The 24,088-nt window shown below is 61.6% G+C and carries 26 protein-coding genes; 10 read left to right on the top strand and 16 right to left on the bottom strand.

The window, feature by feature from the left end; all coding sequences use genetic code 11:
* Positions 1–143 precede the first annotated feature (143 nt).
* Positions 144–275, top strand: coding sequence for a NepR family anti-sigma factor (locus tag G5V57_RS17015; protein WP_246737265.1), 132 nt, complete (start codon positions 144–146; stop codon positions 273–275).
* The gene (locus G5V57_RS17020; RefSeq protein WP_165168784.1) at positions 272–844 is read left to right on the top strand and encodes a sigma-70 family RNA polymerase sigma factor; all 573 of its coding nucleotides are present in this window, start codon (positions 272–274) and stop codon (positions 842–844) included. The genes G5V57_RS17015 and G5V57_RS17020 overlap by 4 nt, the downstream gene beginning before the upstream one ends.
* 99 nt (positions 845–943) lie before the next feature.
* Here the strand turns inward: G5V57_RS17020 and G5V57_RS17025 are convergent, their stop codons facing one another.
* A complete protein-coding gene (locus tag G5V57_RS17025; protein ID WP_165168785.1) occupies positions 944–1,201 on the bottom strand; it encodes a hypothetical protein in 258 nt (85 codons plus the stop codon).
* Between the two features lie 78 nt (positions 1,202–1,279).
* Here G5V57_RS17025 and G5V57_RS17030 point away from each other — a divergent pair, with 78 nt between their 5' ends.
* Entirely contained in the window at positions 1,280–2,689 is a 1,410-nt protein-coding gene (locus tag G5V57_RS17030) for a sensor histidine kinase (RefSeq protein ID WP_165168786.1), read from the top strand.
* Between the two features lie 61 nt (positions 2,690–2,750).
* Here the strand turns inward: G5V57_RS17030 and G5V57_RS17035 are convergent, their stop codons facing one another.
* The 5 genes from G5V57_RS17035 to G5V57_RS17055 all read right to left on the bottom strand — a co-directional run bounded on the left by G5V57_RS17035 (position 2,751) and on the right by G5V57_RS17055 (position 5,613).
* Positions 2,751–2,957, bottom strand: coding sequence for a CsbD family protein (locus tag G5V57_RS17035; protein WP_165168787.1), 207 nt, complete (start codon positions 2,955–2,957; stop codon positions 2,751–2,753).
* 97 nt (positions 2,958–3,054) lie between these two features.
* A complete protein-coding gene (locus G5V57_RS17040) occupies positions 3,055–4,068 on the bottom strand; it encodes a sensor histidine kinase (RefSeq protein ID WP_165168788.1) in 1,014 nt (337 codons plus the stop codon).
* Between the two features lie 118 nt (positions 4,069–4,186).
* Positions 4,187–4,807 (bottom strand): PRC-barrel domain-containing protein, encoded by a 621-nt coding sequence (locus G5V57_RS17045; RefSeq protein WP_165168789.1) that lies wholly within the window; start codon positions 4,805–4,807, stop codon positions 4,187–4,189.
* Complete coding sequence (locus G5V57_RS17050) at positions 4,804–5,334, bottom strand: low affinity iron permease family protein (protein WP_206530056.1); 531 nt, start codon at positions 5,332–5,334, stop codon at positions 4,804–4,806. Before G5V57_RS17050 ends, G5V57_RS17045 begins: the two co-directional genes overlap by 4 nt.
* A gap of 78 nt (positions 5,335–5,412) precedes the next feature.
* A complete protein-coding gene (locus tag G5V57_RS17055) occupies positions 5,413–5,613 on the bottom strand; it encodes a hypothetical protein (protein WP_165168791.1) in 201 nt (66 codons plus the stop codon).
* A gap of 245 nt (positions 5,614–5,858) precedes the next feature.
* On the opposite strand from G5V57_RS17055, the gene G5V57_RS17060 reads away from it, so the two are divergent.
* Complete coding sequence (locus tag G5V57_RS17060; protein ID WP_165168792.1) at positions 5,859–6,167, top strand: helix-turn-helix transcriptional regulator; 309 nt, start codon at positions 5,859–5,861, stop codon at positions 6,165–6,167.
* A gap of 30 nt (positions 6,168–6,197) precedes the next feature.
* Entirely contained in the window at positions 6,198–6,665 is a 468-nt protein-coding gene (locus G5V57_RS17065) for an SRPBCC family protein (RefSeq protein WP_165168793.1), read from the top strand.
* Here G5V57_RS17065 and G5V57_RS17070 read toward each other — a convergent pair.
* Both G5V57_RS17070 and G5V57_RS17075 read right to left on the bottom strand, forming a co-directional pair.
* The gene (locus tag G5V57_RS17070) at positions 6,662–7,516 is read right to left on the bottom strand and encodes a DMT family transporter (protein ID WP_165168794.1); all 855 of its coding nucleotides are present in this window, start codon (positions 7,514–7,516) and stop codon (positions 6,662–6,664) included. The two genes, G5V57_RS17065 and G5V57_RS17070, sit on opposite strands and share 4 nt — an antisense overlap.
* A 27-nt stretch (positions 7,517–7,543) precedes the next feature.
* On the bottom strand, positions 7,544–8,452 hold the full coding sequence (locus G5V57_RS17075; protein ID WP_165168795.1) for an SDR family oxidoreductase: 909 nt from the start codon (positions 8,450–8,452) through the stop codon (positions 7,544–7,546).
* A 67-nt stretch (positions 8,453–8,519) separates the two neighbouring features.
* Between G5V57_RS17075 and G5V57_RS17080 the strand changes: the two genes are divergently transcribed.
* Positions 8,520–9,083, top strand: a complete 564-nt coding sequence (locus G5V57_RS17080) for a TetR/AcrR family transcriptional regulator (RefSeq protein ID WP_165168796.1) — start codon at positions 8,520–8,522, stop codon at positions 9,081–9,083.
* Here G5V57_RS17080 and ligD read toward each other — a convergent pair.
* On the bottom strand, positions 9,080–11,614 hold the full coding sequence (gene ligD / locus G5V57_RS17085; protein ID WP_165168797.1) for a DNA ligase D: 2,535 nt from the start codon (positions 11,612–11,614) through the stop codon (positions 9,080–9,082). The genes G5V57_RS17080 and ligD overlap by 4 nt on opposite strands.
* Before the next feature lie 7 nt (positions 11,615–11,621).
* Positions 11,622–12,491 carry a Ku protein gene (locus G5V57_RS17090; RefSeq protein WP_165168798.1) on the bottom strand — a complete coding sequence of 290 codons (870 nt, stop codon included), beginning with the start codon at positions 12,489–12,491 and terminating at the stop codon, positions 11,622–11,624.
* Positions 12,492–12,701: 210 nt separating this feature from the next.
* Here G5V57_RS17090 and G5V57_RS17095 point away from each other — a divergent pair, with 210 nt between their 5' ends.
* The 3 genes from G5V57_RS17095 (at position 12,702) to G5V57_RS17105 (ending at position 17,090) form a co-directional block, all read left to right on the top strand.
* Positions 12,702–13,724, top strand: a complete 1,023-nt coding sequence (locus G5V57_RS17095; protein WP_165168799.1) for a hypothetical protein — start codon at positions 12,702–12,704, stop codon at positions 13,722–13,724.
* An 84-nt stretch (positions 13,725–13,808) separates the two neighbouring features.
* Positions 13,809–14,885, top strand: coding sequence for a serine hydrolase (locus tag G5V57_RS17100; RefSeq protein WP_165168800.1), 1,077 nt, complete (start codon positions 13,809–13,811; stop codon positions 14,883–14,885).
* A 90-nt stretch (positions 14,886–14,975) separates the two neighbouring features.
* The gene (locus G5V57_RS17105) at positions 14,976–17,090 is read left to right on the top strand and encodes a histidine kinase dimerization/phosphoacceptor domain -containing protein (RefSeq protein ID WP_165168801.1); all 2,115 of its coding nucleotides are present in this window, start codon (positions 14,976–14,978) and stop codon (positions 17,088–17,090) included.
* On the opposite strand, the gene G5V57_RS17110 is transcribed toward G5V57_RS17105, so the two are convergent.
* On the bottom strand, positions 17,065–17,625 hold the full coding sequence (locus G5V57_RS17110) for a biliverdin-producing heme oxygenase (RefSeq protein ID WP_165168802.1): 561 nt from the start codon (positions 17,623–17,625) through the stop codon (positions 17,065–17,067). The genes G5V57_RS17105 and G5V57_RS17110 overlap by 26 nt on opposite strands.
* 20 nt (positions 17,626–17,645) lie before the next feature.
* Positions 17,646–19,637 (bottom strand): BTAD domain-containing putative transcriptional regulator, encoded by a 1,992-nt coding sequence (locus G5V57_RS17115; RefSeq protein ID WP_165168803.1) that lies wholly within the window; start codon positions 19,635–19,637, stop codon positions 17,646–17,648.
* A 29-nt stretch (positions 19,638–19,666) separates the two neighbouring features.
* Between G5V57_RS17115 and G5V57_RS17120 the strand changes: the two genes are divergently transcribed.
* A complete protein-coding gene (locus tag G5V57_RS17120) occupies positions 19,667–19,852 on the top strand; it encodes a hypothetical protein (RefSeq protein ID WP_165168804.1) in 186 nt (61 codons plus the stop codon).
* 4 nt (positions 19,853–19,856) lie between these two features.
* On the opposite strand, the gene tsaA is transcribed toward G5V57_RS17120, so the two are convergent.
* From tsaA to adh, 4 genes are all read right to left on the bottom strand, one after another.
* On the bottom strand, positions 19,857–20,360 hold the full coding sequence (gene tsaA / locus G5V57_RS17125; RefSeq protein ID WP_165168805.1) for a tRNA (N6-threonylcarbamoyladenosine(37)-N6)-methyltransferase TrmO: 504 nt from the start codon (positions 20,358–20,360) through the stop codon (positions 19,857–19,859).
* Positions 20,361–20,561: 201 nt separating this feature from the next.
* On the bottom strand, positions 20,562–20,948 hold the full coding sequence (locus G5V57_RS17130; protein WP_165168806.1) for a DUF779 domain-containing protein: 387 nt from the start codon (positions 20,946–20,948) through the stop codon (positions 20,562–20,564).
* Positions 20,949–20,964: 16 nt separating this feature from the next.
* The gene (locus G5V57_RS17135) at positions 20,965–22,455 is read right to left on the bottom strand and encodes an aldehyde dehydrogenase (protein WP_165168807.1); all 1,491 of its coding nucleotides are present in this window, start codon (positions 22,453–22,455) and stop codon (positions 20,965–20,967) included.
* 62 nt (positions 22,456–22,517) lie between these two features.
* Positions 22,518–24,038, bottom strand: coding sequence for an aldehyde dehydrogenase (gene adh / locus G5V57_RS17140; RefSeq protein WP_165168808.1), 1,521 nt, complete (start codon positions 24,036–24,038; stop codon positions 22,518–22,520).
* Between the last annotated feature and the right edge of the window lie 50 nt (positions 24,039–24,088).

The following is a 24,088-nucleotide window of genomic DNA, read 5'->3' on the forward strand; positions in this document are numbered from 1 at the left end:
GGCGGGGGGGTGGGAGTTATGAGGATGTGGTGCTGGATAACAATCAGAAGGGGTGCTGCTGAGGCAGGCCGAAATCATAGATGTCGAAAGATGAAACCGGGGCGGCGGGATTAGGTCGCTCCTTCAAATCAGGAACAAAGCCCGTGCTCGACCGACAGGTCCAGGTTCATATCGGCCGGAAGTTGAAGGCCGTTTATGACGAGATCGCGGCCGAACCGCTGCCGAAAGAGATACTTGATCTTTTGGCCAAGCTCGAAGGTCGTGCCAAGGAATGAAACTGACGCCGCAAATAACCGATGAGATGCTGCAGTCGGTGCGTTCTCTGCGCGCTTTCGCGGTCTCGCTATGCGGGCGCACCGACCTTGCCGACGATCTTGTGCAGGAGACTATTGTCAAGGCTTGGTCCAATCTCGACAAGTTCGAGGAGGGCACCAACCTGCAGGCCTGGCTCTTCACCATCCTGCGCAACCACTACTATTCCGAGATCCGCAAACGCCGCCGCGAGATCGAGGACGTCGAGGGCCGCTACTCGGCGACCCTGGCCACCCATCCGGCTCAGTATGGCCATCTCGACATGGCCGATTTCAAGGCCGCCATGCAGAAGCTTCCCGACGACCAGCGCGAAGCGCTTATTCTCGTCGGCGCCTCGGGCTTTTCCTATGAGGATGCGGCAAAGATCTGCGGCGTCGCGATCGGCACGATCAAAAGTCGCGTCAACCGCGCCCGCACCCATCTGGCCAAGCGCCTGAATATCGAGAGCACCGCCGATATCGGTCCGGATCCCACGGCTGAGGCGACTTTCTCGGCCCTGCGCCAGGGCGGTACCTCCGGCAAATCCGAATAGCTGGCAGCGCGAAGCCCAACATGACGTTTTCGCACAGATCAATGGCCGCCCGTTGGCGGCCATTGAATTTTCGTTTGGTCGCAGGCGTAGAGGGAGTGGTTAGGTGGATGCAGCCGGTGCGACATCGAGGGCGCGCAGCGCCGCCTGGACTTCCGGCAATCGGCTGCGACCCGGACCGCGCTCTTGCGCCATGTTCTCGTCTCCGGAGGAAACCAGCCGTCGGGCGTCGAGCTCCCAGTTCTTCAGGATCTTGATTTTCTCTTCTCGTGAAAGATCTGCTGCCTCCACCACCTCCATGGGCGTGGCGAACACTTGTGACGCATCGGCAATCGCCTTGTTGACGACGGAATTTGTCATTGCTGCACCCTTTCACAATGTTGTTTAATATAATGCCGGGAAGGCGGCAGGGTTCCCGGCCGGAAGGAAGTGCGACACGTGTCTGCGGCAAGCCGCATCGGAACGCTTCTCACCAAGCGGAGCTTTTGGCGCATGCGCGAGGAAGCAAGCAGCGCGGCGCTTCTCGTGGGTCTAGGCCTCCTGTTGCTCGTGGCCGCCTTTTCCACCTATCTGACCTGGCAGACGTCCTACCGCAATGCGCTCGCCAGCGAGGCGAATGATGTTCGCGTCGCCAGCCTCGAGCTGCTCAATGCCGTGCAGGGCGAAGAGATCGCCGCCAAGAATTTCATCATCACCGGCGATGAGGCAGCACTCGCCACCCATGCCCGTGCCGCCGAGACTCTGAAGGACAGGTCCTCCGAGCTTGCCGCTTTGATGCGAGGTTCTCCCCGTTATGCCGGAGTCATCGAGGTGATCGAGGACAGGCTGGCGGCGAGGCAGCGACGTTTCCAGGATGCCGTAGCGGCGCGTCGGGCGCACGGCATCGATTTCGCCTATGATGCCGAATTCAATCGCGCGAACGAGGCGTCGCTCTCGGAAATGGGCAATCTGCTGGGTCAGATCGCCGGCAGCGCGACCATCAAGCAGGAAATAAACCTGAGCGACAGTGAAAGCGGTCGCCGGTGGTTGGCGGCGGGATCGGTGACATCCTTCCTGCTCTCGGCGGCACTCTGCGTCGGCGCATTGCTCGGGTTGCGCCGAAGGGTCAATCTGCTCAAGGCCAGCGAACGTGTCCTGTCCGCCTTCAACACTCAGCTCGAGATGAGCGTTCGCCAGAGGACTAACGAGCTCGAGACCGCCAAAGCCGAGATCCAGCGCGAGAAGGACCGTGCCGAGGCGCTGCTGGCCGATCTCAATCATCGGGTCGGCAACAGCCTGCAGATCGTCTCCTCGCTTCTCGGCATGCATGGTGCGCGGGTCGAGAGTCAGGAAGCGAAGGATATCATCGAATCGGTGCGCGGCTCGGTTCATGCCATCGCCTCGGCGCAGCGGCGTGTTCGCTTGAGCGGCAGCAACGATCTCGTCGAGGTCAATCAGTTTCTCGTCAGCCTGCTTCAGGACCTGCGCTTGTCGATGGCCGGCAACGACCGCGCCACCATCACCCTCACCGCCGATGAGGTGGTGACGCCGAGTCATGACGCCGTGAGCATGGGGGTGATCGTCACCGAGGCGATCACCAATGCCATCAAGCATGCCGGCACGGGGCCGGTCGCTATCGTGGTGAAACTGGAGGGAGATCGCGACAAGAAGCCTTTGCGTCTCACCATAGAGGACGATGGGACCGGCTATGATGAAGACAGCAACAGGACCGGCCTCGGCAGTCAGATCACCGACGCGCTGTCCGTGAGCCTGCGCGCCCGACTGAGCCGCGATTACGTGCGCCCCTCCGGTCCCCGCCGTGGAACGCGCGTGCAGCTGGACTTCGGCAAAGACGCCCTGGCGGCCTGAGAGATCAGACGCAAATCGGGCGCCGGTTCCAGCCGACGCCCGATGCATGATCAGCGAATGATCAGAAGACCTTCCTGTCCTTCTCCCACAGAACGACCTGTTTCTCGGCTTCCTCGCGCGCGATGCCGTAGGTTTTCTGGATGCGGCCGACCAGCTCTTCGCGGTTGCCGGCGATGACATCGAGATCGTCGCTGGTGAGCTTGCCCCACTGCTGTTGGGCCTGGCCCTTGAAGATCTTCCAATTGCCTTCGATTTGATCCCAGTTCATGGGGTCCTCCATGTGATTTCAGGAAATAACGGTGATGAGCGCAACGAAGACGCCCGCTCCTATAACAACGGAATTGCGGCGCGATGGTTCCGAGGTTTCAGATCAATTCGCTTTGCGGCATGGTGAGGCTGTAGCTGATTCCCTCCGGCGTGAAGCTGAGCTTCGCTTTGCCTTGCACAGACAGCGGCACGACTTCCTCGAGCAGCACGCGACCGAAATGCCGTGTATTCGGCGGGTTCACCTTGGGGCCGGCCTTCTCCATCCACAGTATCTGAAAGGTCGCGCCGGCGGCGGCGCTGCGCGACAGTGACCAACTGATTTCGACTTCGCCTGTTTCACCCGACAACGCGCCAAATTTCAGCGCATTGGCGGTCAGCTCATAGAGCGCGAGCGCCACGTGCTGTGCCGCCGATGGCCGCAGCGACACGTGATCGCCCTTGTAGTGCACCCGCTCCGCCGCCTTGCCGGCGAACAGCAGCACCTGGGTGCGGATGAGTTCACTCATCGCAGCGCCCCGCCAGTTCTCATCGGTGAGAATGTCATGGGCGCGCGACAGCGACATCAGGCGTCCGGAGAATCGCTGGTTGAATTCATCGATGGTCGACGATGTCTGCGCGGTACGATTGGCGATGCCCTGGATGACCGCGAGCAGGTTCTTGGATCGATGCGCCAGCTCGAGCAGGAGAACACGCATATGATATTCGGTCTGCTTGCGTTCGCCGATGTCGATCGCCGCACATAGAAGGCCTTTGCGCCCTCGCGGCTTGCTGATGGCCGAAATGCGCAGCTCGAACCATCTGGGTTTGCCGTCGACCGGCATCTGGAATTCGACGGTCTGCGTTTCACCGCTTTCCAGGGCTTTGCGCTTGGCCGGCACAATGATGTTCACTGTCTCGGACGAATATATGTCCTCGTCGGTCAGCCCGACGAATTGCGCCGGCAAGTAGCCGGACGGAGGATTGTTGATCCATACATATTTGAGATCGCTGTCCTGGTGATAGAGCATGGCGCCAGACAGGTTCGCCGCCATGGCGATATCCTCGGGCATCGCTGCCGCCGGCGCGGCACGTCCCTTCTTTCCCGCTTTGGTGCTTTTTGCCGTCTGTCGCACGTTGCTCGCTTGCAGTCTGCCACTGGAAAGCACGGCATTTTACTCTATACGAACCACTTTGTCTCACGCCCTCTGGTGGAAAAGTCCGGCGGACAATAGGTCCGCCGGACGGCCATTGTTACTGCTGAGGAGTCGTGGTCGACGATCCGCCCGGACTTGTGGGCAGGGTCGTGTCGGGCGCAGGCGACTTGACTATGAACAGAGTCTTGTCGAACGCCGGTGCGTTTTCGAGCTCCTCGCGCGAAGCCGCGATCGTGAGCTTGATCGCATTGCTATCGTCGCGCGTCATATTGAGCTTGTTCAGTGGCACGGCTACGTCCTTCTCGCCCATACCGAGGAAACCGCCGACGCCGACGACCGCTGCCTGGACGGTGCCGTTATTGTCGACGATCAGATCATTGATGTCGCCGATATTCTCATCGGCCGCCGTGAAGACGCTGCTGCCGATGACGCTCGTGGCGAGCATGGCCTTGCTGGCGTCGATGGTGACGCTCTGAGCCGCCGCCGAATCCGTTGCCGTTGCATCCGGTGCGGCCGGCTGTTGCGCCTGCGGCTGCGTCGGGCAGCCCTCAGCCTGTGGATTCGCGACGCAATCCTGTTTCTGTTGCATATCCTGCGCAGGCTGCTGATCCGGGGTGGTCTGCGCAAAAGCGATCCCGCTCGCCAAAAGAGCCGCGAGCGAGATTGCCGGCAGGGCAAGTCTTTTCATCATTACACTCCTTCTGATCGTGGTCGTCACGATGCTAACGCCTCTTCACGTGGGAGGTTCCGCCGGCGCGGCGTGGACTTGCTCTTGCGTTTCTTCTTTGCGCTGTTGTGCGGGCGCTTCTTGCGCTCATCGATCGCGTGCTCAGCTTCCATCCCGGCAATGACCGAGGCGAGATCGAAGCCCCGGCTGCGCGCATGCTCCGCAAGCTTGCGATAATGATCGCGGAAAGAATCGAGATCATCTTGCGGCATGCTCTCGAGATCGAGCAGCGCGTTTTCGGCGCCGATATTGGCGCGGATGAGCTCGTCGATCTTGATCTGCAGCGCTTCCGTGTCGCGATTCTGCGAGTTCTGCAGGATGAAGACCATGAGGAAGGTGACGATGGTCGTGGCCGTGTTGATGGTGAGCTGCCACACGTCGGAATAGTCGAGGAATGGCCCCGAAACCGCCCATATGACGATGAGCAGCACGGCCATGGCGAAGGTGGTCGGCGTTCCGGCCTGCCGAGCGACCCAGGATGTCGCTTGTGCGAACTTCATTTGCAGAGTGGCGCTCATGATATGGCCGCGGTGTTGCCGTCTAGTGTTCAATTGCCCTGTAAGAAGGGGCGCCCGTGAGGGCGCCCCTGGAAATTGCTAGCGGCTCTGGTCCGGCTGACGGATCGGATCCGGGCTGCCCTGCTGGCGATCCTTGTTGGGATCGAACCCGCCCTGCTGCTTGTTCCGGTCCGGATTCTCAGCCTGATGCTGCTTCTCGCGTTGATCCTCCTTCGGCTTCTGACCCTGCACGTGTTTGGGGTCCTGCATCTTGGGATCTTGCGGATTACGATTGGTCATGATCGTCTCCATTTTGGAAAAGAGGGGAAGAGCCTCCAGGCCGTCTCGGGGCGCGGAGCTCACATACCAACGTCCGCTCGCTGCTTTGGTTCCGGCATTTTCCAAGATGACCTGAAAGGCCAATACTTTAGGGGGAACCCGCGGTCCCGGAGCCTCCTTTGGAGGCTGCGGACTCATCCTGTTGACAAGGAGCAAAGTTCCATTATTCTTCCATTTAGCTAATTAGCTGATTGGGAGAATAATGGATGGATCAGCTCAGTCTCACATTTCATGCCCTCGCGGATCCGACGCGCCGGGCCATTCTGGCGCGCCTCGCCCTGGGCGAGGTCACGGTGAATGAGCTTGCCGAACCCTTTGATCTACGGCTGCCCACCGTTTCCAAGCATCTCAAGGTGCTGCAGCGCGCCGGGCTCGTGTCGCAGACGCGCCGCGCGCAATGGCGCCCATGCCGGCTCGAACCGGCGGCGCTCAAGGAGGCTGCCGACTGGGTATGGGACTATCGCGCTTTCTGGGAAGAGAGCTTCGATCGCCTTGACGAGTTCCTTACCCGCTAGTTCTGCAATTCAACAACGGAGTGGTATTTGATGAGTAAGACTGAGTTCATTGCCGAGCCTGGCAAGCAAGAGATTATCATGGTCCGCAGCTTCGCCGCGCCGCGGGCCAAGGTGTTCAGCGCCTATGTCGATCCCCTGGCGATCCCCAAATGGTGGGGACCGCGTTCCCTCACGACCGTTGTCGACAAGCTCGAGCCGCGCCATGGCGGACTGTGGCGTTATGTTCAGCGCGACCCGGCCGGCAATGAATATGCCTTCCGCGGCGTGTTTCATGAAAGCCGGGCGCCCGAAAGGTTGGTCCGGACATTCGAGTTCGAGATGATGCCCGAGCATGTGCTTCTGGAGACTGTCGACTTCGAGGATGCGGGCGCTGCGACGAAGGTGACGGCGCGCTCCGTCTTCCAGACGCTCGCGGCGCGCGACGGCATGCTGCAGTCGGGAGCCGAGGGCGGCGCCGTCGAGACCTGGGATCGCCTCGAGGAGCTGCTGAAGGTCTAGCGGATACGCTTCAGCAGGATCAGCCCTGCCGCGATGATGAACCCGGCGCCGACCATCGTGAAGGCGTCGGGAATCTCGCCAAAGGCGTAGTAGCCGATGAGCGCCGCGCCGAGCAGTTCCAGATAGACGAGCGGCGCCAGCAGCGATGCTTCGGCGAAGCGGAAGGCCGCGATGGACATCATGTGGCTGAATGCGGAGAAAAGACCGAGACATAAAAAGAAGCCGAGAACGCTCCACTGCGGGCTTGACCAGGTGGCGATGGCCTGCGGCGTCAGCAGCAGCGTGCCGACCACGCATTGGAAGGCGAGTGTCTTGATCGGGTCGCTGCCCTGCGAGGCCCAGCGCGTCGCGATCAGATAAAGCGCGAAACACAGGCCCGCGCCGAAGGCCAGCAATATGCCGGGATTGAGAGCGGCGCCGGGCCTCAGAATGACGATGGCTCCGATGAAGCCGAGAGCGAGGCTGACACCCTTGGGCCAGGTCATGCGCTCCTTAAGGACGAAGATGGACAGCACTACCGCGACGATCGGTCCGATGAAAAAGGCGCTGATGGCGGTGGCGAGAGGTATGCGCGCCAGCGCCAGGAAATACAGCGTCATCGATACGACGAGGAAGAGGGTGCGCAGAAGATGCGATCCGCGCCGCTCGGCCGGAAAGATGTTGCGGCCGTTGCGCAAAGCCGCGATGGGCAGCACGATGAGCCCCGCCACCGCATAGCGCGCCCAGCCGAGAAAGAGCGGCGAATAGGCGGCGCTCAGATATTTGGCAATGCCGTCGACCACCGGGATCGACAGCATGGCGGCCATCATCAGCAGGATGCCGGTGGCCTGGCGCGAGGAGGAATCGCTCATTTCCTACTATCTGGCCGATCTTCTGCCTCAGCGATAGCCTGTCGCATCCGCTGGCTTCCCGGCATCCTGGACTTCAACGACATAGCGCCAGGCATCGGGACATGAGCCGTCGAGATCGGTGAGGCCATAGATCCGGGCCAGCCCGCCGCTCGACAGGGATTGGCCGTTGAAGCGGGCCTTTTCGGGATCGCCAGCGAGCGCGGCGATGCCGCGCCCGACAAAACGCGGTGTCTCCGAGATGATGAAATGCGGTTCCTTCCGTGTGGCATCCCGCCAGTTCGCTTCCGTGACCTCATAGGCATCGAGCATCATCTCCGAACGAAGCCAGCCCGGCGTGACCGACACCGCGGTTGCACCATGTGGCGCCAGATCCTTGGCGTGCGTCCAGGCCATTCGGTTCGCCGCGACCTTGGCGAGATCATAGAAGGGCGAGAGCCGGTAGTGCTCGGCATTGTACTCAGCGGTCCCATCCGTCACTTCGACGAGAAGCCCGCCTTTGTTTCCGATCAGAAGCGGCAAGGCGTAATGCGCGGTGATGAGATGCGTATCGATGCCGCGACGCAGGAGCTTGAGACCATTGTCGAGATTGTGCTCCCAGACCGGCTTGTTCCATTCGAAGAGGAGTTCGCCGCCCCATATGTCATTGATCAGGATATCGAGGCGACCTTGTTCGGTGCGGATGCGCCCCACCAGTTGCTCGACAGCCTCAGGGATGAGATGGTCGACCGCGACGGCGATCCCAGTGCCGCCGGCCGCCTCAACGAGCTCGGCTGTTTCCTCTATGGTTTCTGGCCGCTGATAGTCAGATTTCTGTTGGCGCGTGGAGCGTCCCGTCACATAGACGGTGGCGCCTTGCGCGCCGAGCTCGATGGCGATGCCGCGGCCGGCGCCGCGCGTGGCCCCGGCAACAAGGGCGACTTTTCCGTGCAAGGTCATGAACGCTCCACTGGTTGAATTCGATCTTGATTTATAAATGATCATTCGTTTATAAATGAGAGTCAAGATGGCAAGACCGAAAACGCAGACCGATGCCGATGTGCTCGCGACCGCGCACCGGCTCATCCATGAGGAGGGACCGGAAGCGCTGACTTTCGCAGGGCTCGCACAATATTGCGGCCTGGCGCCCGCCACGCTCGTCCAGCGCTTCAAGAGCAAGGACGGGCTCAAGCAGGCGACGTTGCTCTATGCCTGGGACAAGCTCGATGCGCGCACCGCCGAGCTTTCCACCCAGATGCCGAAGACGCCCGCCGGCGCGGTCAAGTTGCTGACGGCGCTTTCCGGAAGCTATGGCGGCATCGAGGCCTATGCCAGGGGATTGCTTGTCCTGCGCGAGGATCTAAGCGATCCGCTGCTCAGGGCGCGCGGCGCCAATTGGCGGCGAGCCCTCTCCAAGGCGCTCGATGACTGTTTCGCCGGCATCGCCGGGACGCCCCGGGATATGGGGCTGCTCATGGCGTCGCACTGGCAGGGTTCGCTGCTCTGGTGGGGCTTCGAACCCAAGGACGATGTGAGGCGTTATGTCGAAACGAGCCTGAAGCGCTTCGTGGCGGCGCTGCTACGTAGCTAGGATGCGGGCAGCTTCTGCTTGATCTCGAAGAAGCCGGCCCACGCATCGCGTCGGCGGTGGCTCAGCCGCTGGCGAAGATTGTCGATGGTAAAATGGTTGGCGCGGATGCCGGTCTCGAGCTCCTTCCAGGTGAGCGGCACCGAGACCGCCGCACCTGTCCGTGCCCGTGTCGAATAGGCCGCCACCGCGGTCGCGCCCCGCCCGTTGCGCAGATAATCGACGAAGATGCGGCCCTTGCGCCGCGCCTTGGTCATCACCGCCAGATATTTGCGGGGATTATCCGCCGCCATCGCCTCGGCGAGCTTTCGGGTGAACTCCTTCGCCGCTTCCCAATCGGCTCTGGGGGTGAGCGGGCTCACCACATGCAGACCCTTGCCGCCGGTCGTCTTGACAAAGCTCTCCAGACCGACCGCCTTGAGGCGTTGCTTGACCTCGAGGGCGCCGGCAATGACGTCTTCCCAGGCAACATCTTCGCCGGGATCGAGATCGAAGATGATGCGATCCGGCTTTTCGAGCGTTTCGACGCGCGAGCCCCAGGGATGGATCTCCAGCACATTGGCCTGCACCAGTGCTATCAGCCCGTCGAGATCGCGAATGGCGAGCATCGGCTCGGCCTCGCCGACATCGATGGGCAGGAGCGCCTTGTCGGCGCCGTCCCAGACATGCTTGGCATAGAAGCAGGATTTTCCGACGCCGCCCGGACAGCGCACGAGACTCAACACCCGCCCGGTGATATGCGGCAGGATCCACTCGGCGATGTCGCTGTAGAACTCGGCGAGCCCTTGCTTGGTGATGCCGTCGTCGGGCCAGAGGATGCGGTCGGGATGGGTCAACCGGACGTCGCTCGTTGCACGCTTTGCCTGTTTCATCGTCTTGCCCTGCGGAATTTCCAGCGTGACCTCATGCGGTGCCTTGTCTTCGCGCAGGCCCTTGAAGGCGGCCTGGCGCAGAAGCTTTTCGGGGCTCCAGCCTCTGAACTGAATGTCGGCCACGAATCTTGGCTCGACCCAGCGCACATTCTGCAGCGACGCCTTGTCTACTGGCCGCTTGAATGGAGGCTGCTTCGTTTCGATCGTCGCAAGCCCGCTTCTGAGCGCCAATGCGGTCTCGTCGGTGAAACCGGTGCCGGCGCGCCCGGCATGGACAAGCTCTTTGCCCTCATAGAAACCCAGAATCAGCGAGCCGACCGCCTGCCGCGAGGTGGAGGAGGGCACATAGCCGATGATGACGAATTCCTGGCTCAACGCGCATTTGCTCTTGATCCAGCTTTCGTTGCGGCCGTTGCGATAGGGCGCGTCGGCCCGCTTCGAGACGAGGCCTTCGAGCCCCATCCGGCAGGCATGGGCGAAAATGGTGCGGCTGTCGCCCTCATCCATATGCGCGCTGTAGCGCAGAGGCGAAGTCGCGGGAATGGCGCGGCACAGCGTCTCGAGCGCCGCCTTTCGGTCCTTCAGAGCCACTTTGGTGAGGTTGACGCCCTCGCAATAGAGGAGATCGAACAGGAAATAGGCGAGACGATCGCGCCGCCCGTTCTTGAGATCACTCTGCAGCGCGGCGAAAGTGGACACGCCATTGTCTTCCTGCGCGACGATCTCGCCGTCGAGCAGGCCTGAGCTCAGCGGCAGTTGTGTGAGGGCCTTGGCGATGGTGGGGAAGCGCTTTGTCCAGTCGAGTCCGGTGCGCGTGAGGAGCTTGACCTTGCCGCCGTCGATCCTGGCCTGCATGCGATAGCCGTCATGTTTGATCTCGTGCAGCCACCCCTTGCCATTGGGCGGTCCATCCCGCTCTTCGGCCAAGGCGGGTTCGATGAACACTGGCAGAATGGTCTTCCTGGCGCCTTCGAGCCTGCTGTAATCCGAGGCCTTCGAGCCGGTGGCGCGCCTGATCTTCTCGCGCGCTCTATGATCGGGACGGACCTCATTGCGCCGCGCCAGATCCTCATTGGTGAGACCGGAAATGACGGAAGTGAGCTCGGTCGCCACCGGTTCCGGGTCGGCCGCGCCGATGGAATAGTCGTCGTCGCCCTTGAACAGCAGCCATTGGTCCTTCGCTTCGCCGGGCTTTCGTTTCATGCGCACCAGATGCCAGTGGCCTTTCAGTCTTTCGCCGTTGAGCGCAAAGATGAGCTTGCCCTTCTTCAGGCCTTCGCGCGGGTCGCCCTGGGCGAGCCAAGTGCCTCTGTCCCACACGATCATCGTGCCGCCGCCATATTCGCCCTTGGGAATGGTGCCTTCCCAGGTCAGATAGTCGAGCGGATGATCCTCGGTCTCGACTGCCAGCCGCTTGACGCCCGGTACCATGCTAATGCCCCTGGCGACGGCCCAGCTCTTGAGCACACCATCGAGTTCCAATCGCAGATCGAAATGGAGACGGCGCGCCTCATGTCGCTGCACCGCAAATCGCCAAGCCTTCTCGCGCTTGATCTTGGCATGCGGCTCCGTTGTCTTGGTGAAATCGCGCTTGGCTCGATAAGGATCGAGGCGCCCGGCGGTTTTCTTGGCTTTCCTATCCTGCGAGCGTTGCGCCGGCATTCATGCGCTAACGGCGCCCGCCGCCGGCCTTCTTTTTCGCCGAGGACTTCTGGCCGCCACCCTTCGCCACATCGCCGGCCGGCTTCGCCACCTTATCGTCCTTCACGCTGCGCCGGAGCGCATCCATGAGATCGACGACATTGCTGCCGGAGGGACGCTCATCCTTGCCGACGACGATCTTGTGTCCAAGGGCCTTTTCCCGCACCAGCTCCTGGAGTTTCGCCGCATAATGGTTCTTGTATTGCTCCGGCTTGAAGGCCGATGCCTTGCGGCCGATCAATTCGCCCGCGAGCGTCACCATCTCGGCGTCGAGCTTCTGATCGGGCAAGTCGGAAAAATACTGCCCGGCCGATCTGATCTCATTGGCGTAGCGCATCACATGCATGCCGAGGCCCTTATCGAGAGGACCGACGGCCACGAGATACTCGCGTCCCGACATGGTAACCTGGCCGACGCCCAGCTTGCCGCTCTTCTTGAGCGCGTCGCGGATGACGAGATAGCCTTCGACCGCATGCTCGTCGACCGGCACGATGTAATAGGGACGCTCGAAATAGCGCGGGTCGATTTCATTGGCGTCGACGAACAGCTGCAGATCGAGCGTCTTCTTGCTTTCGAGCTTGATCGCCTCGAGCTCCTCCGGCTCAAGTGTCACGTAGGTGTCTTCATCGACCTCATAGGCCTTGACGATATCGGCATTGTCGATGGGGCCGATGCCTTTCACCGTCTTGGTGTAGTTGATCCTCTTGCCGGTCGGCTTATGGATCTGATTGAATTTGATTTCCGAGGTCGTATCGACCGCGTTGTAGACGGCCACACCGATGGAGACGAGCGAGAGACGGAGGAAGCCTTTCCAATAGGCACGGCCGGGAACTGCCATGATACTCACCACTGACCAATCGACTTCTCCTCAAAGTGTATCGCTAGCATTAAGGTTCCTCTACGGAAACAAACCGGAAACGCAATAGGCGGTTACCAAATTACTTCCACAACATATGGATGATGGAACTTGCATGCCGTTGCGACATTGATTGCAATAGTGGAGATGTAGCTCACCCGCCGCCATCGTCCGTTGAAAGGTAAGACACCGATGCCCCTCTATCGTCTCGCTCTCGGCTGCGCCGCGCTTGTCATCGTCTCTGGCCTGCACGCTCCTCCCGCCCGCGCCGATATGTTGGGCGATATAGGGACGGGAGCCCGCAAGACCGGCCAGGCGATTGAGCGTGGCGCGACAAAGGCCGGCCGCGCGGTCAAGGAAGGTGTCGAGGATGCCGGAGAGGCGATCGGCCGTGGCGCCCGCAGGCTCGGCCGTGATCTGGAGCGCGGTTATTGCGAGGTCACTTCCGACCGGGACTGCCACGTCAATGCCCGGGTTGGGCGCGACAAGCAGGGCCCTTATGCCTATGATCCCAAGAAACCCGCCAAGAAATATCGCGGTGACGAAACCGATCAGGCGCTTTCCGACCGCGACAGGCAATTAAGTGGCTTCGCCGCCTATGTGAAGAACAAGGACTTGACCGAAGCCGAGACCGACGATCGCGACGTACACGGTTTCCGGATTTTCCTGGCGCCCAATTCCAGACTGGGTGTGCCCTTTCCCGATGCGGACAAGGATCTGAAGCCGCCCACCAAGACCGGCGAGATCAGGCCGTGCTGCCAGAAGGGTGGTGGTGGACCCTTCCTGACCGACCGGCTCGACAAGACCGGGCTCGTCTTTGCCGGCGGCACCGAATATCTGACCAAGGTGGACGAGCCGATCTATGCGACGATCGACGGCTGGGTGGAGAAGGAGCAGGATCCGCGCAATGGTCTAACCGGGCTGGTTCTTCGCAATGAGAAGGACTACCGCTCGACCATCTCGTTCGTCCGGCTGACGCCAGAAGTCGAGCAGGCGCTCAAAGCTGGCACCCGCTACAATGTCAAGGCGGGTGAGACGATCATCGGCCATGCCCAGGATGTGCACCCGGCCTATCCGCCCGAAGTGCCGAACCATGTCTATGTCGCCATGACGGATCCCAAAGGAAATCCAATCGATCCGGCGGGAAAGATCACAGCGAAGCGCGTGCCGAAATCGATCCCTGCGAAGTCGCCCGAAACCGCGGCCAAGCCCTGATAGCGACCAACTTTAAGCCCTTGCTAAGCGCTGACAAAGTCGCTCTGCTGGAGAAGGGTATTGCCAGGGGCGAGGCGGACTGAGGTGAAGGGACGGAACTGGAGCCGCGTGACGCGTCGCGGCTTCCTCATAGGTGCGTCGAGCTTGCTGGCGAGCGGAGGCTCTCCTGCCCGCGCCGCGAAGCCGTTGTCAGCAAAAGCAATCGCCACTCTGCTGCGCAAATACAATGTCCCCGCCGTGAGCTTCGCGACCTTCGAAGGTGATCGCATCAAGCTCCAGGCGGCCTATGGAGAGCGGCAGGTCGACAGCACCAAGGTGACGCCCGAGACGCGGTTTCAGGCGGCCTCTCTCAGCAAGACCGCCAATGCGCTTTGCGTCCTGAGCCTGGTGCGCGACGGAAAGCTCAATCTCGATGACCCTGTGAACAAGCACTTGTCCGGTTGGCGGCTCACCGGCGAGGCGTCGGACAAGGTCACCATAAGGATGCTGCTGTCGCATACCGGCGGCACCACGGTTGCGGGCTTTCCGGGATATCAAAGAGATGACGTTATCCCACGGCTGGATGAGATTCTTGACGGCGTTGCCCCGGCAAACACGGAACGGATCAAAGTGATAGCGCCGCCCGGCGCCTATCGCTATTCGGGCGGCGGTGTCATCATTCTGCAGAAGCTTGCCTCGGATATGGAAGGAGCGCCCTATGATGAAATCGTCGAGCGGCGCGTCCTCCAGCCTCTCGGCATGTCGAACTCGAGCATGCGGCAACCCTTGCAGTCGATCAAAGGCAAGCTCGCCTCGGGCCACACGATCGATGGCGATGTCATCCGCATGGACTACTTCATCTATCCCGAGATGGCGGCGGCCGGCCTGTGGTCGACGCCGGGCGACCTCGCGCGCATGCTGATGATGATGCTGGACTCCGCCGAAGGCCGGCCGGGTGCCTTCCTGCCTCAGGATCTGGCGCGCCAGATGATGACGGCCGTGCATGCGGACGCGGGGCTCGGCGTTTTCATCAGCCCCAAGGGATTGGTCCATCATGACGGCGCCAACTGGGGCTTTCGCGCGGTTTACTTCGTCGACCCGAAATCCCGGCGCGGCAAGATCGTGATGGCCAACGGCCAGCGCGGCGACATGGTCTATAATGAGCTGCTGAAACACCTATGAACCCCGGGTTGCGATAGGTTTTGCTTTCGCGAGCCGAGTTCGTGTACATGGCTCCTATGCGCAACAAGCCAGTATGCCAGCGGACAGGTGATGGTTCAGGTTACCACTGCCCCGGCTGATGATCCCCTGCAGGCAACCTCGACATCCTGCGACAAGGAACCGATCCATATCCCTGGTTCCATTCAGCCCCACGGCCTGCTCCTCATCGCCGACGGCGCAACGCTGCGGATCGTTGGCGGTGCCGGGCGGATCGAGGAAAGACTCGCGCGCGATTGGCTTGAGCGTCCGCTGGCAGACGTCATCGGACAGGGAGGCGTCGATATCCTGCGTGCCCAAATGGGCAGGCCTGCGTCCTTACACCGGCTGCCGGAAGCCGCGGGCGAGCGCGAGCCATTTGATGTGTCCTTCCAGCAGGCCGGGAACCTGATCCTCGTCGAGCTTGAGCCGGTCGACGAGAATGCGGGGCTTCTGACCCCGACACTTGAATGGCTCAATGAAAGCGCCGCCGCCTTTGAAGAGGCCGAGAATCTGACGGCTCTCTGCGCCACGGCCGCCGAGATCTTCCGCTCCCTGACCGGTTTCGACCGTGTAATGGTCTACCGCTTCCTGGAGGATGGAACCGGAACAGTAGTGGGCGAAGCGCGTGACCCGAAGCTCTCGACCTTTCTCAATCACCGCTTCCCGGCGACGGACATCCCGGCCCAGGCGCGCGCGCTCTATGTTCGCAATCGCGTGCGCTGCATCCCGGATGTGAACTACACGCCGCAACCTCTGCGGCCGGCTTCCGCCGGCCTTGCCGCGACCGATCTGAGCGATGTGGCTTTGCGCAGCGTCTCGCCCATTCACATTCAGTACCTGCGCAATATGAAGCTTGCCGCTTCCGCCTCGATCTCGATCGTCAAGGATGGCGCCCTTTGGGGGTTGATTGCCTGTCATCATCTCACGCCTCGCCGTCTGGGATATGAGACGAGACTGATCGCGCGCACCCTGGCGGGTGGGTTGGCGCGCCAGGTCAAGGCGAAGGAGGAGGCCGAAGCCCATCGCGAGCTGGCTCGGCTCAGGCGGGAAGAGGATGAACTATCTGGGGTTCTTCTCCGATCGTCCCTCGTCCGGTTTTTTGCGGAGGCCGGCGACAGGCTGCGCCGCATTTTTGGCGCGTCGGGCCTCGCCATCCGTGCCGGAACGGACATTCATCGTTTTGGCATTCTGCCGCCCGATGCGGTGATCCTGGACCTCATCGATGGACTTGCCGCCGATCGTGATCCGGTCGTCGCCAGTCGGGAGATTCGCAGGAGCTTTCCTTCGACGGCCGCGCACCAGGATAAGGTCAGCGGCCTTCTCGCCTTCGCATTGCCCGGTAACCGAGACATTTCCCTTCTATGGTTTCGTCCCGAGCAGCTCGAGGAGGTGAACTGGGCCGGCAACCCGCATAAGGCGATACCGGCCGATCCGATGCTGCCCCTGTCGCCGCGCGCCTCATTCGAATCCTGGACCGAGATCGAACGTGGTCGTTCCAAGCCATGGACGCAGGCGGAGATCGCTGCCGCAATCCGGTTGCGGCAAATGTTCAATGAGGCCTATCAGCAGGAGGAACTGCGCCGGCTGGTGACCGAAAAGGACTATCTCATCGGCGAGATCAATCATCGCGTCCAGAACAGCCTGCAGCTTGTGTCCGCCTATCTGAATATGCAGATGCGTTCGACCGACAGCGCCGATGTAACCGTGCATCTCTCCGAAGCGCAAAGGCGGATCGTGGCGGTCGGCTTGGTCCATAAACGCCTCTACAAGGGCGACCAACCGCAGACCGTCAACCTGGATCAGTATCTGGCCGAGCTCTGCGAGGAGCTCAAAGCATCGATGGGGCCTGAGTGGCATGATCAGCTGTCCATGGAGCTGGCGCCGGTCGGTGTTCCCGCCACGCATGCGGTTTCCATAGGCTTGATCCTCACCGAGCTCATCATCAACGCACAGAAGTATGCCTATGAAGGCCGACCGGGCCCGATCGCGATCGCGCTTTCCGGCACGGACTCGGGCTATCGTCTGGTCGTCTCTGACCGGGGCAGGGGCAAACGCGATGCTGCCGGACAGGGATTCGGCTCACGCATGATTGAAGCACTGGCGCAGCGCGTTTCGGGCATACTCGAAATTGGTGACCAGCATCCCGGTCTGCGGGCCACGATTACGGTGCCGCTGCCGCCCCGCTGATCGTGGCCGCCTCGGCAAAGAGGCGAAAGCCGGCGTCAGCGCCGGCGATAAGCGCGGTCAAGGCTTGCGGATGAGTCTCGGCAAGCTGATTGATGGCGGCGAGCAGGCGCTTCCATTCGCCAGGATGATGACCGTCCGAGAGGAAGGAGATGGGAAATGCCGGCGCGACGCCGCGAATGAGGAGGCGACCGCCCAATCGCGAGCCTTCCGTGACATAGAGCAGACCGTGGGCTTGCGCGACGGAGCCGTCGACATCGATATGCAAGGGGGCGGGCAGGGCCACGCCCAGTTCCCGCAGATCGGCGGCAATCAGCTCGACGCGCGGCCGCCACATCGGAAATGAGGGAAAAGCCGCCAGCGCACTCTCTGTCGCCGCGACGGCACGATACTGTGCCGTCAGAAAAGCGCCATAAGAGGCGCGGACGGCGAGATCGAAGCGGGAATACAACGCGTCCACCATATCGTGCTGGGCGCGTGTCTGCGTCCGCAGCTGCGCCGCCGCCGGTTCCCTGTTGGTGTCGTAGATGAAATCCATAGAATCGCTCACCGGCTGGTTTAATCCGGCAGGCCTGCCGCGCGCAAGGCTGCGACCACCTTCTTGAGCTTCGCGGGGTCACGATAGTGCTGCGATAGTCGAATTTCCGTTGTGCCGAAATCCGGAGAGCGCTTGAGCAGTTCCTTGATCATCTCGGCGGCCTCCGTCTTGCGGCCATGGAATGCGAGGATCGTGGCCATCAAGACAAGGGCGAAAGGTTCGTCCGGCTCCTGCCGCAGATAGAGCTCGCCCAATTCGGTGGCGGCGGAGAAGTCGCTCATCCACAGTCTGTTGAGGGCGAGATAATATGTGTACCAGGACGGATAGTGCGGGCAGAGCCGGATGGCGTGATGGATCGTGGCGACCGATTTCTCGTATTCGCCGGAATACATGTAAAGCATGGCCAGAAAAGCCACTGAATGAGCATCGCTCGGTGACAAGCTCACCGCCTGCTCGGCAAACTCGACGGCCTTGCCATGGTCATCGCGAAGCCAGGCGATCCCGCCTCTGAGCATGTAGGCGATGCCAAGTCCGGGTTTGAGTTTGAGGGCCGTCTCGACGTCTTTCTCGGCGAGACCAAGAGAGTCATCGGGCGCAATCGCCCTGTTGAAGCGCGCATCCCACCAGAAGGTCAGACCATGGAGGATGATCGCGCCGGTATAGCCGGGATCGATCGCTAGGGCTTCTTCAAGCAGCCCTCGCGCGCCGGTATTGTCTGTCCGGTTGAAACGCAGGAAGGCATCGCGTGCGGCTACCATTTTCTCCCAGGCGCGCAGATTGCGGGTTTGTCCCTCCCAGAGCCGGGCCATGTCGCCGCTTGTGAGCTTCACCTGCATCGCCAGGGCGATGGCCTGAGTGATCTGGTCCTGGACGGCGAAGATGTCGCCGAGGTCGCCCTCATAACGCTCGCTCCAGACATGTCGGCCCGATTGGCCGTCGATGAGATGCGCCGTCACTCTGATGCGGCTTCCGGCGGCGCGTACATTTCCCTCGAGAATGAAGCGCGCGTCCTTGGACGTCAGATCGCGTGCGCCGCTGGAGACGACGAACAGGTCGCTGATCTTCGCCAAGGCGCCGATAATATCCTGTGTCAGGCCATCGGCGAAGAAGCCATGCTCGCGGTCGCTCGAGAGGTTGGCGAAGGGGGTAACCGCCACCGAAATTTTGTCGGACATGGCGGGCACAGGTTTGACATCCTTGCGAGGCCGCTCTTCGCGCCGGCGGGCGCGGATCGAACGGGCAAGGGCCGCGGTTTCGGCGTCCGGAGTGACGCCAAGCTGATTTGAAAGCTCGCGCTCGCAACGCTCAAATTGCGCGAGTGCCGCATCGGGACGTCCCTGAGCCGCATAGAGCCGCATGAGCATCCGATGCACATGCTCCTGCAGCGGATCGAGATTGAGGAGCTGCTGTGCATGCGCGACCGCTTCCTCCAGTCTGCCGGCGCCTTCGGCGGATTTCGCCAGACGGCCGCGGACCGTCGCGGCAAGCAGGCGGAAGCGCTCGCGTTCACCGGCGAGCCATTGCTCGAAGGCGGGCTCGTCGATCGCCATCCCTTCCAGGACATCGCCGCTGAACAAACCGGCGGCATCGCCAAGCGTTACGGGATCCTCGCTCTGCGCCGCTTCCTCCAGCGTCCTCGTGTCGAGCCATGCCGCGCCGGCTCGCCACGTGATTGCCTCTTTGGTCGCGGCAAGCGCATCGGCCGCTTCACCGAGAGCGGCGCGCAGTTCTGACAGCGACTGCCGCAGGCTGGCACGGGCCTGCGTTTCGCTGCGTTCTCCCCAGAGCAGTCCGGTAAGGGTCGTGCGGGCGATGTCGACACCCTCGCGTTGAACCAGATAGGCGAGCAGCGCGCGCGTCTTCTTCGAGGCAATGACAAGGGTTTTGCCGCCGATTTGGGCCGTCATCGGGCCAAAAAGGCGGATTTCCAGGCTCGTCCCGGAAGACGGCAACTGTCGATTTTGCGCTGTCTTGACGGTGCCCATGACGTTCGACTGACGGCGGTTACGCATCCTCCTCTCATATTAGAGGAGGCAAGTCCATGTACGACGTCAACCCGCTGGGTCCGCTGATGCACTTGAAAGAACTTGAAAGGCAGGCCGGCCGCATCTCAAGGCAGAAGTCGGAGGAAGATCGCACAGGCAGGCTGGCTTTCATACGGCTTTGGCTCGCCGCTCTGTCGCAATGGCGGCGCGATTGGCTCACCCGTCAGGTATCCGCTGATTGAGCCCCTAGCCCCGAGCCTCGTTCGTCTCGTAATCACCTGGTTGCGGTGGCGCGATCGGCTTGAACAGGGTGCGGTCCGGTTTGAGATCGAGAAGCGGCGTATTGTCCAAACAGTTGAGGCCCTGGACCTTGAGGATGGCGCCTTCGCGCCCTGCGAGCTTGACGATCGCGGTGCCGATGGGATTGGGTCTCACGGGTGAGCGCAAGGCGAATGTGCCGCGCGTCGTGCCGTCATTGGCCGGACTTTGCTTCACCAGATCGCGGCGTGACAGATGCAGCCAATAGAGCACCTCCAGCCGCTCGAAGTCGGTGATATTGTCGAGAGCCCGGACCCAGGGTTCGAACAGAGTGATGGTGCAGACGGGCCCATCGAGGCGGCCCTGGCGCGGGCACATCAATCGCGATGTCCACGGCGTGTTTATCCGCCCGATGAAAATTACCCCGGCATCCATCTGCAATGGAAAGTCGACGGCGACTTCCGCCGCCCGGATTTCATTCTCGCGCACCATGGCGTGGCTATAGCATGTTTTTCTAGTGTCCCGAATCCGAAGTTCGCCACAGCCAGCGGGACATTCCGAGCGAACTTCGGATTCGGAAGGACACTGGATAACTCAAAAATTCTAGTGTGCTTTTGAACGCGAAGTTCCTGTCGGTGCAAGCCGCTTGATATCAGGAACTTCGCGTTCAGCACACTAGTGATGCTTCCGGTGTCAGGAGTCTCCCGACACCACGACGGGCAGTTGCGCCACTTCCTCATCGCTGAAGACGCGGCTGCGGGTCAGGAAGCGGAATCCTTCCGGTGCCTCGAGCGAGAATCCCGAGCCGCGCCCCTTGACCACATCGATGATGAGCTGCGTGTGCTGCCAGTACTCGAATTGCGCGGCACTCATATAGAAGGGACAGTCGCCGATGGCGCCGAGCTTGACGTCGCTGCCGCCGACGCGGAATTCGCCCACGGGATAGCACATGGGCGCCGAACCATCGCAGCAGCCGCCCGACTGATGAAACATCAGCGGCCCATGTTTGCCCCTGAGTGTATCGATGAGATCGAGAGCCGCCTCGGTGGCGAGAACGCGTTCGACTGTCCTTGCCTCCATGACGGCCTCTCCCTGATCAGTACTTGATCCACACCGTCTTGAGGTTGGTATATTTGTCGAAAGCGTGCAGCGACAGGTCGCGCCCGATGCCCGACTGCTTGAAGCCGCCGAAGGGCGTCATGCTCGATCCCGCGTCGACGCAATTGACCGACACGGTGCCCGCCTGCAATTGATCGGCGAGGCGGTGGACGCGCTTCAGGTTGTTCGACCAGATCGAGGCGGCGAGCCCGTAGATCGTGTCATTGGCGATCGCAACCGCCTCCTCCTCGCTCCTGAATGGAATGACGGAGAGGACGGGCCCGAAGATCTCCTCGCGCGCGATCACCATATCGTTCTTCACATTGTCGAAGATCGTCGGCGTCACATAGTTGTCCGAGCCGGTGATGGTGAGGCGCTGGCCACCTTCCACGAGCTTGGCGATCTCCTTGCCCTTGGCGATATAGCCCATGATCTTCTCGGTCTGGCGCTGCTCGACAATGGCGCCCATGGCGGTTGCCGGGTTGAGCGGATCGCCCGGTTGGAAACCTTTGGCGCGTTCGACCAGCTTTTCGAGGAACTTGTCCCTGATCTTGTCCTCGACCAGGAGCCGCGAATTGGCCGAGCAGACCTCGCCCTGGTTGCCCCAGATGCCGAAGGCGGAGGCGTCCGCCGCCGCATCGAGATCGTCGCAGTCGGCGAAGACGAGATTGGGCGACTTGCCGCCGCATTCGAGCCAGACCTGCTTGAGGTTGCTCTCGGCCGAATAGCGCATGAAATATTTGCCGACCTCGGTGGACCCGGTGAAGCCGACGCAGTCGATATCCATATGGCGGCCGAGCGCTTGGCCGGCGGTTTCGCCGAAGCCCGGCAGCACGTTGAAGACGCCGTCGGGAATGCCGGCCTCGGCCGCGAGCTCCGCCATCTTGAGGGCGGAAAGCGGCGATTGCTCAGCGGGCTTGAGGATGACGGAATTGCCGGTGGCGAGCGCCGGCGCGACCTTCCAGGTCGCCATCTGGAATGGGTAGTTCCACGGCACGATGGCGGCGACGACGCCGAGGGCCTCGCGGCGGATCATCGCGAGATTGCCATGCCCGGTCGGCGCCACCTCGTCATAGACCTTGTCGATCGCCTCGGCGAACCACTGCCAGTTGTCGGCCGAACCCGGAATGTCGTAGCCGGCGGTCAGGCCGATGGGCTTGCCCATGTCGAGCGTGTCGATTACGGCGAGCTCGTCGCGATGCTTCCGGATGAGCTCCGCCATGCGCAGCAGCACGGCCTTGCGCTCCTCGGGCGTGCGGCGCGACCAGACGCCGGAGGTGAAGGCGGTGCGGGCCGCCTTGACGGCGCGGTTGACGTCCTCGGCATCGCATTCGGCGACGCTGGCGATCATCTGGTTGGTGGCCGGATTGACGACGTCGAAGCGTTTGCCCGAGGCGGCGTCGACCCATTTGCCGCCAATGAAGGCCTGGGTTTTGAAGGTGACGGCTTTGGCACGTTTCTGCCAGTCGTGATGGGAAAGTTCGCTCAAGATGGACTCCAGTTGGTTGCTGCAGGAGAGCGGGCGGCCCCGGAGGACTGCCCGCTCATGTCTCAGAAGAAGCCCAGCGCCTTGGGGCTGTAGCTCACCAGCATGTTCTTGGTCTGCTGATAGTGATCGAGCATCATCTTATGCGTCTCGCGCCCGATGCCGGACTGCTTGTAGCCGCCGAAGGCCGCGTGCGAGGGATAGAGATGATAGCAGTTGGTCCACACGCGCCCGGCCTGGATGGCGCGACCGAAGCGATAGGCGCGATTGATGTCGCGCGTCCAGACCGCGGCCCCGAGGCCATAGAGCGTGTCATTGGCGATGGCGAGCGCCTCTTCCGGCGTGTCGAAGGTCGTGACCGAGACGACGGGTCCGAAGATCTCCTCCTGGAAGATGCGCATCTTGTTGTTGCCCTCGAAGACTGTCGGCTGCACGTAGTAGCCATCCTTCAATTCGCCATCGAGCATATTGCGCTCGCCGCCGGCCAGCACCTTCGCGCCTTCTTTGCGGCCAATGTCGAAATAGGACAGGATCTTCTCGAGCTGGTCGTTGGAGGCCTGTGCCCCGATCATCGTCGAGGCATCGAGTGGGTGGCCCTGCTTGATCTTCTTGACCCGCGCCAGCGCCTTTTCCATGAACTTGTCATAGATCGACTTCTGCACGAGGGCGCGGCTCGGGCAGGTACACACCTCGCCCTGATTGAGGGCGAACATCGTGAAGCCTTCCAGCGCCTTGTCGACGAAATCATCGTCCTGCGCCATCACATCGGCAAAGAAGATATTGGGCGACTTGCCGCCGAGTTCAAGCGTGACCGGGATGATGTTTTCTGAGGCATATTGCATGATGAGGCGGCCGGTCGTGGTCTCCCCCGTGAATGCCACTTTGGCGATGCGTTTGTTCTGGGCGAGGGGCTTGCCAGCCTCGATGCCGAAGCCGTTGACGATATTGATCACGCCGGGCGGGAAGATGTCGGCGATGAGCTCCATCAGCACCATGATGCCCATCGGCGTCTGTTCCGCCGGCTTCAGTATGACGCAATTTCCGGCGGCGAGGGCCGGCGCCAGCTTCCACGTCGCCATCAGGATAGGGAAATTCCACGGGATGATCTGGCCGACGACGCCCAGTGGCTCGTGGAAGTGATAGGCGATCGTATCGTCGTCAATTTCTGACAGGGCCCCTTCCTGGGCACGAATACAGGCGGCGAAATAGCGGAAATGGTCGACCACCAGCGGCAGATCGGCATGCGTCGTCTCGCGGATCGGTTTGCCGTTGTCGATCGATTCCACCAAAGCCAGCAGGCTCAGCCGCTTTTCCACCACGTCGGCGACCTTGTTGAGAAGCTTCGCCCGCTCGGCGGGCGCGGTCTTGCCCCATTTCTCGCGCGCCTTATGCGCGGCATCCACGGCGAGCTCGATATCCTCGGCGCTCGAACGTGCGATGTCGCAGATCTTCCTGCCGGTGATCGGGCTGATATTCTCGAAGTACTGTCCTTTGACCGGGGCGACCCATTTGCCACCGATGAAATTCTCGTATCTCGGACGGATGGCGACGGTCTTTTCGATTTCCTTCAGGGCTTGGGCAAGCATGACGGAACCTCCCATGGTTTTTCCGGTCGCTACGTTATACCCCATTGGGA

The organism is Nordella sp. HKS 07 (assembly GCF_011046735.1).
Classification (GTDB): Bacteria; Pseudomonadota; Alphaproteobacteria; order Rhizobiales; family Aestuariivirgaceae; genus Taklimakanibacter.

What these genes read in the sequence shown, in the direction of transcription:
- G5V57_RS17020 (WP_165168784.1), top strand. Translation starts at nt 272, where the DNA reads ATGAAACTGACGCCGCAAATAACCGATGAGATGCTGCAGTCGGTGCGT.
- G5V57_RS17025 (WP_165168785.1), bottom strand. Translation starts at nt 1,201, where the DNA reads ATGACAAATTCCGTCGTCAACAAGGCGATTGCCGATGCGTCACAAGTG.
- G5V57_RS17035 (WP_165168787.1), bottom strand. Translation starts at nt 2,957, where the DNA reads ATGAACTGGGATCAAATCGAAGGCAATTGGAAGATCTTCAAGGGCCAG.
- G5V57_RS17050 (WP_206530056.1), bottom strand. Translation starts at nt 5,334, where the DNA reads ATGAGCGCCACTCTGCAAATGAAGTTCGCACAAGCGACATCCTGGGTC.
- G5V57_RS17055 (WP_165168791.1), bottom strand. Translation starts at nt 5,613, where the DNA reads ATGACCAATCGTAATCCGCAAGATCCCAAGATGCAGGACCCCAAACAC.
- G5V57_RS17060 (WP_165168792.1), top strand. Translation starts at nt 5,859, where the DNA reads ATGGATCAGCTCAGTCTCACATTTCATGCCCTCGCGGATCCGACGCGC.
- G5V57_RS17065 (WP_165168793.1), top strand. Translation starts at nt 6,198, where the DNA reads ATGAGTAAGACTGAGTTCATTGCCGAGCCTGGCAAGCAAGAGATTATC.
- G5V57_RS17070 (WP_165168794.1), bottom strand. Translation starts at nt 7,516, where the DNA reads ATGAGCGATTCCTCCTCGCGCCAGGCCACCGGCATCCTGCTGATGATG.
- G5V57_RS17075 (WP_165168795.1), bottom strand. Translation starts at nt 8,452, where the DNA reads ATGACCTTGCACGGAAAAGTCGCCCTTGTTGCCGGGGCCACGCGCGGC.
- G5V57_RS17080 (WP_165168796.1), top strand. Translation starts at nt 8,520, where the DNA reads ATGGCAAGACCGAAAACGCAGACCGATGCCGATGTGCTCGCGACCGCG.
- ligD (WP_165168797.1), bottom strand. Translation starts at nt 11,614, where the DNA reads ATGCCGGCGCAACGCTCGCAGGATAGGAAAGCCAAGAAAACCGCCGGG.
- G5V57_RS17090 (WP_165168798.1), bottom strand. Translation starts at nt 12,491, where the DNA reads ATGGCAGTTCCCGGCCGTGCCTATTGGAAAGGCTTCCTCCGTCTCTCG.
- G5V57_RS17095 (WP_165168799.1), top strand. Translation starts at nt 12,702, where the DNA reads ATGCCCCTCTATCGTCTCGCTCTCGGCTGCGCCGCGCTTGTCATCGTC.
- G5V57_RS17105 (WP_165168801.1), top strand. Translation starts at nt 14,976, where the DNA reads ATGGTTCAGGTTACCACTGCCCCGGCTGATGATCCCCTGCAGGCAACC.
- G5V57_RS17110 (WP_165168802.1), bottom strand. Translation starts at nt 17,625, where the DNA reads ATGGATTTCATCTACGACACCAACAGGGAACCGGCGGCGGCGCAGCTG.
- G5V57_RS17115 (WP_165168803.1), bottom strand. Translation starts at nt 19,637, where the DNA reads ATGCGTAACCGCCGTCAGTCGAACGTCATGGGCACCGTCAAGACAGCG.
- G5V57_RS17120 (WP_165168804.1), top strand. Translation starts at nt 19,667, where the DNA reads ATGTACGACGTCAACCCGCTGGGTCCGCTGATGCACTTGAAAGAACTT.
- tsaA (WP_165168805.1), bottom strand. Translation starts at nt 20,360, where the DNA reads ATGGTGCGCGAGAATGAAATCCGGGCGGCGGAAGTCGCCGTCGACTTT.
- G5V57_RS17130 (WP_165168806.1), bottom strand. Translation starts at nt 20,948, where the DNA reads ATGGAGGCAAGGACAGTCGAACGCGTTCTCGCCACCGAGGCGGCTCTC.
- adh (WP_165168808.1), bottom strand. Translation starts at nt 24,038, where the DNA reads ATGCTTGCCCAAGCCCTGAAGGAAATCGAAAAGACCGTCGCCATCCGT.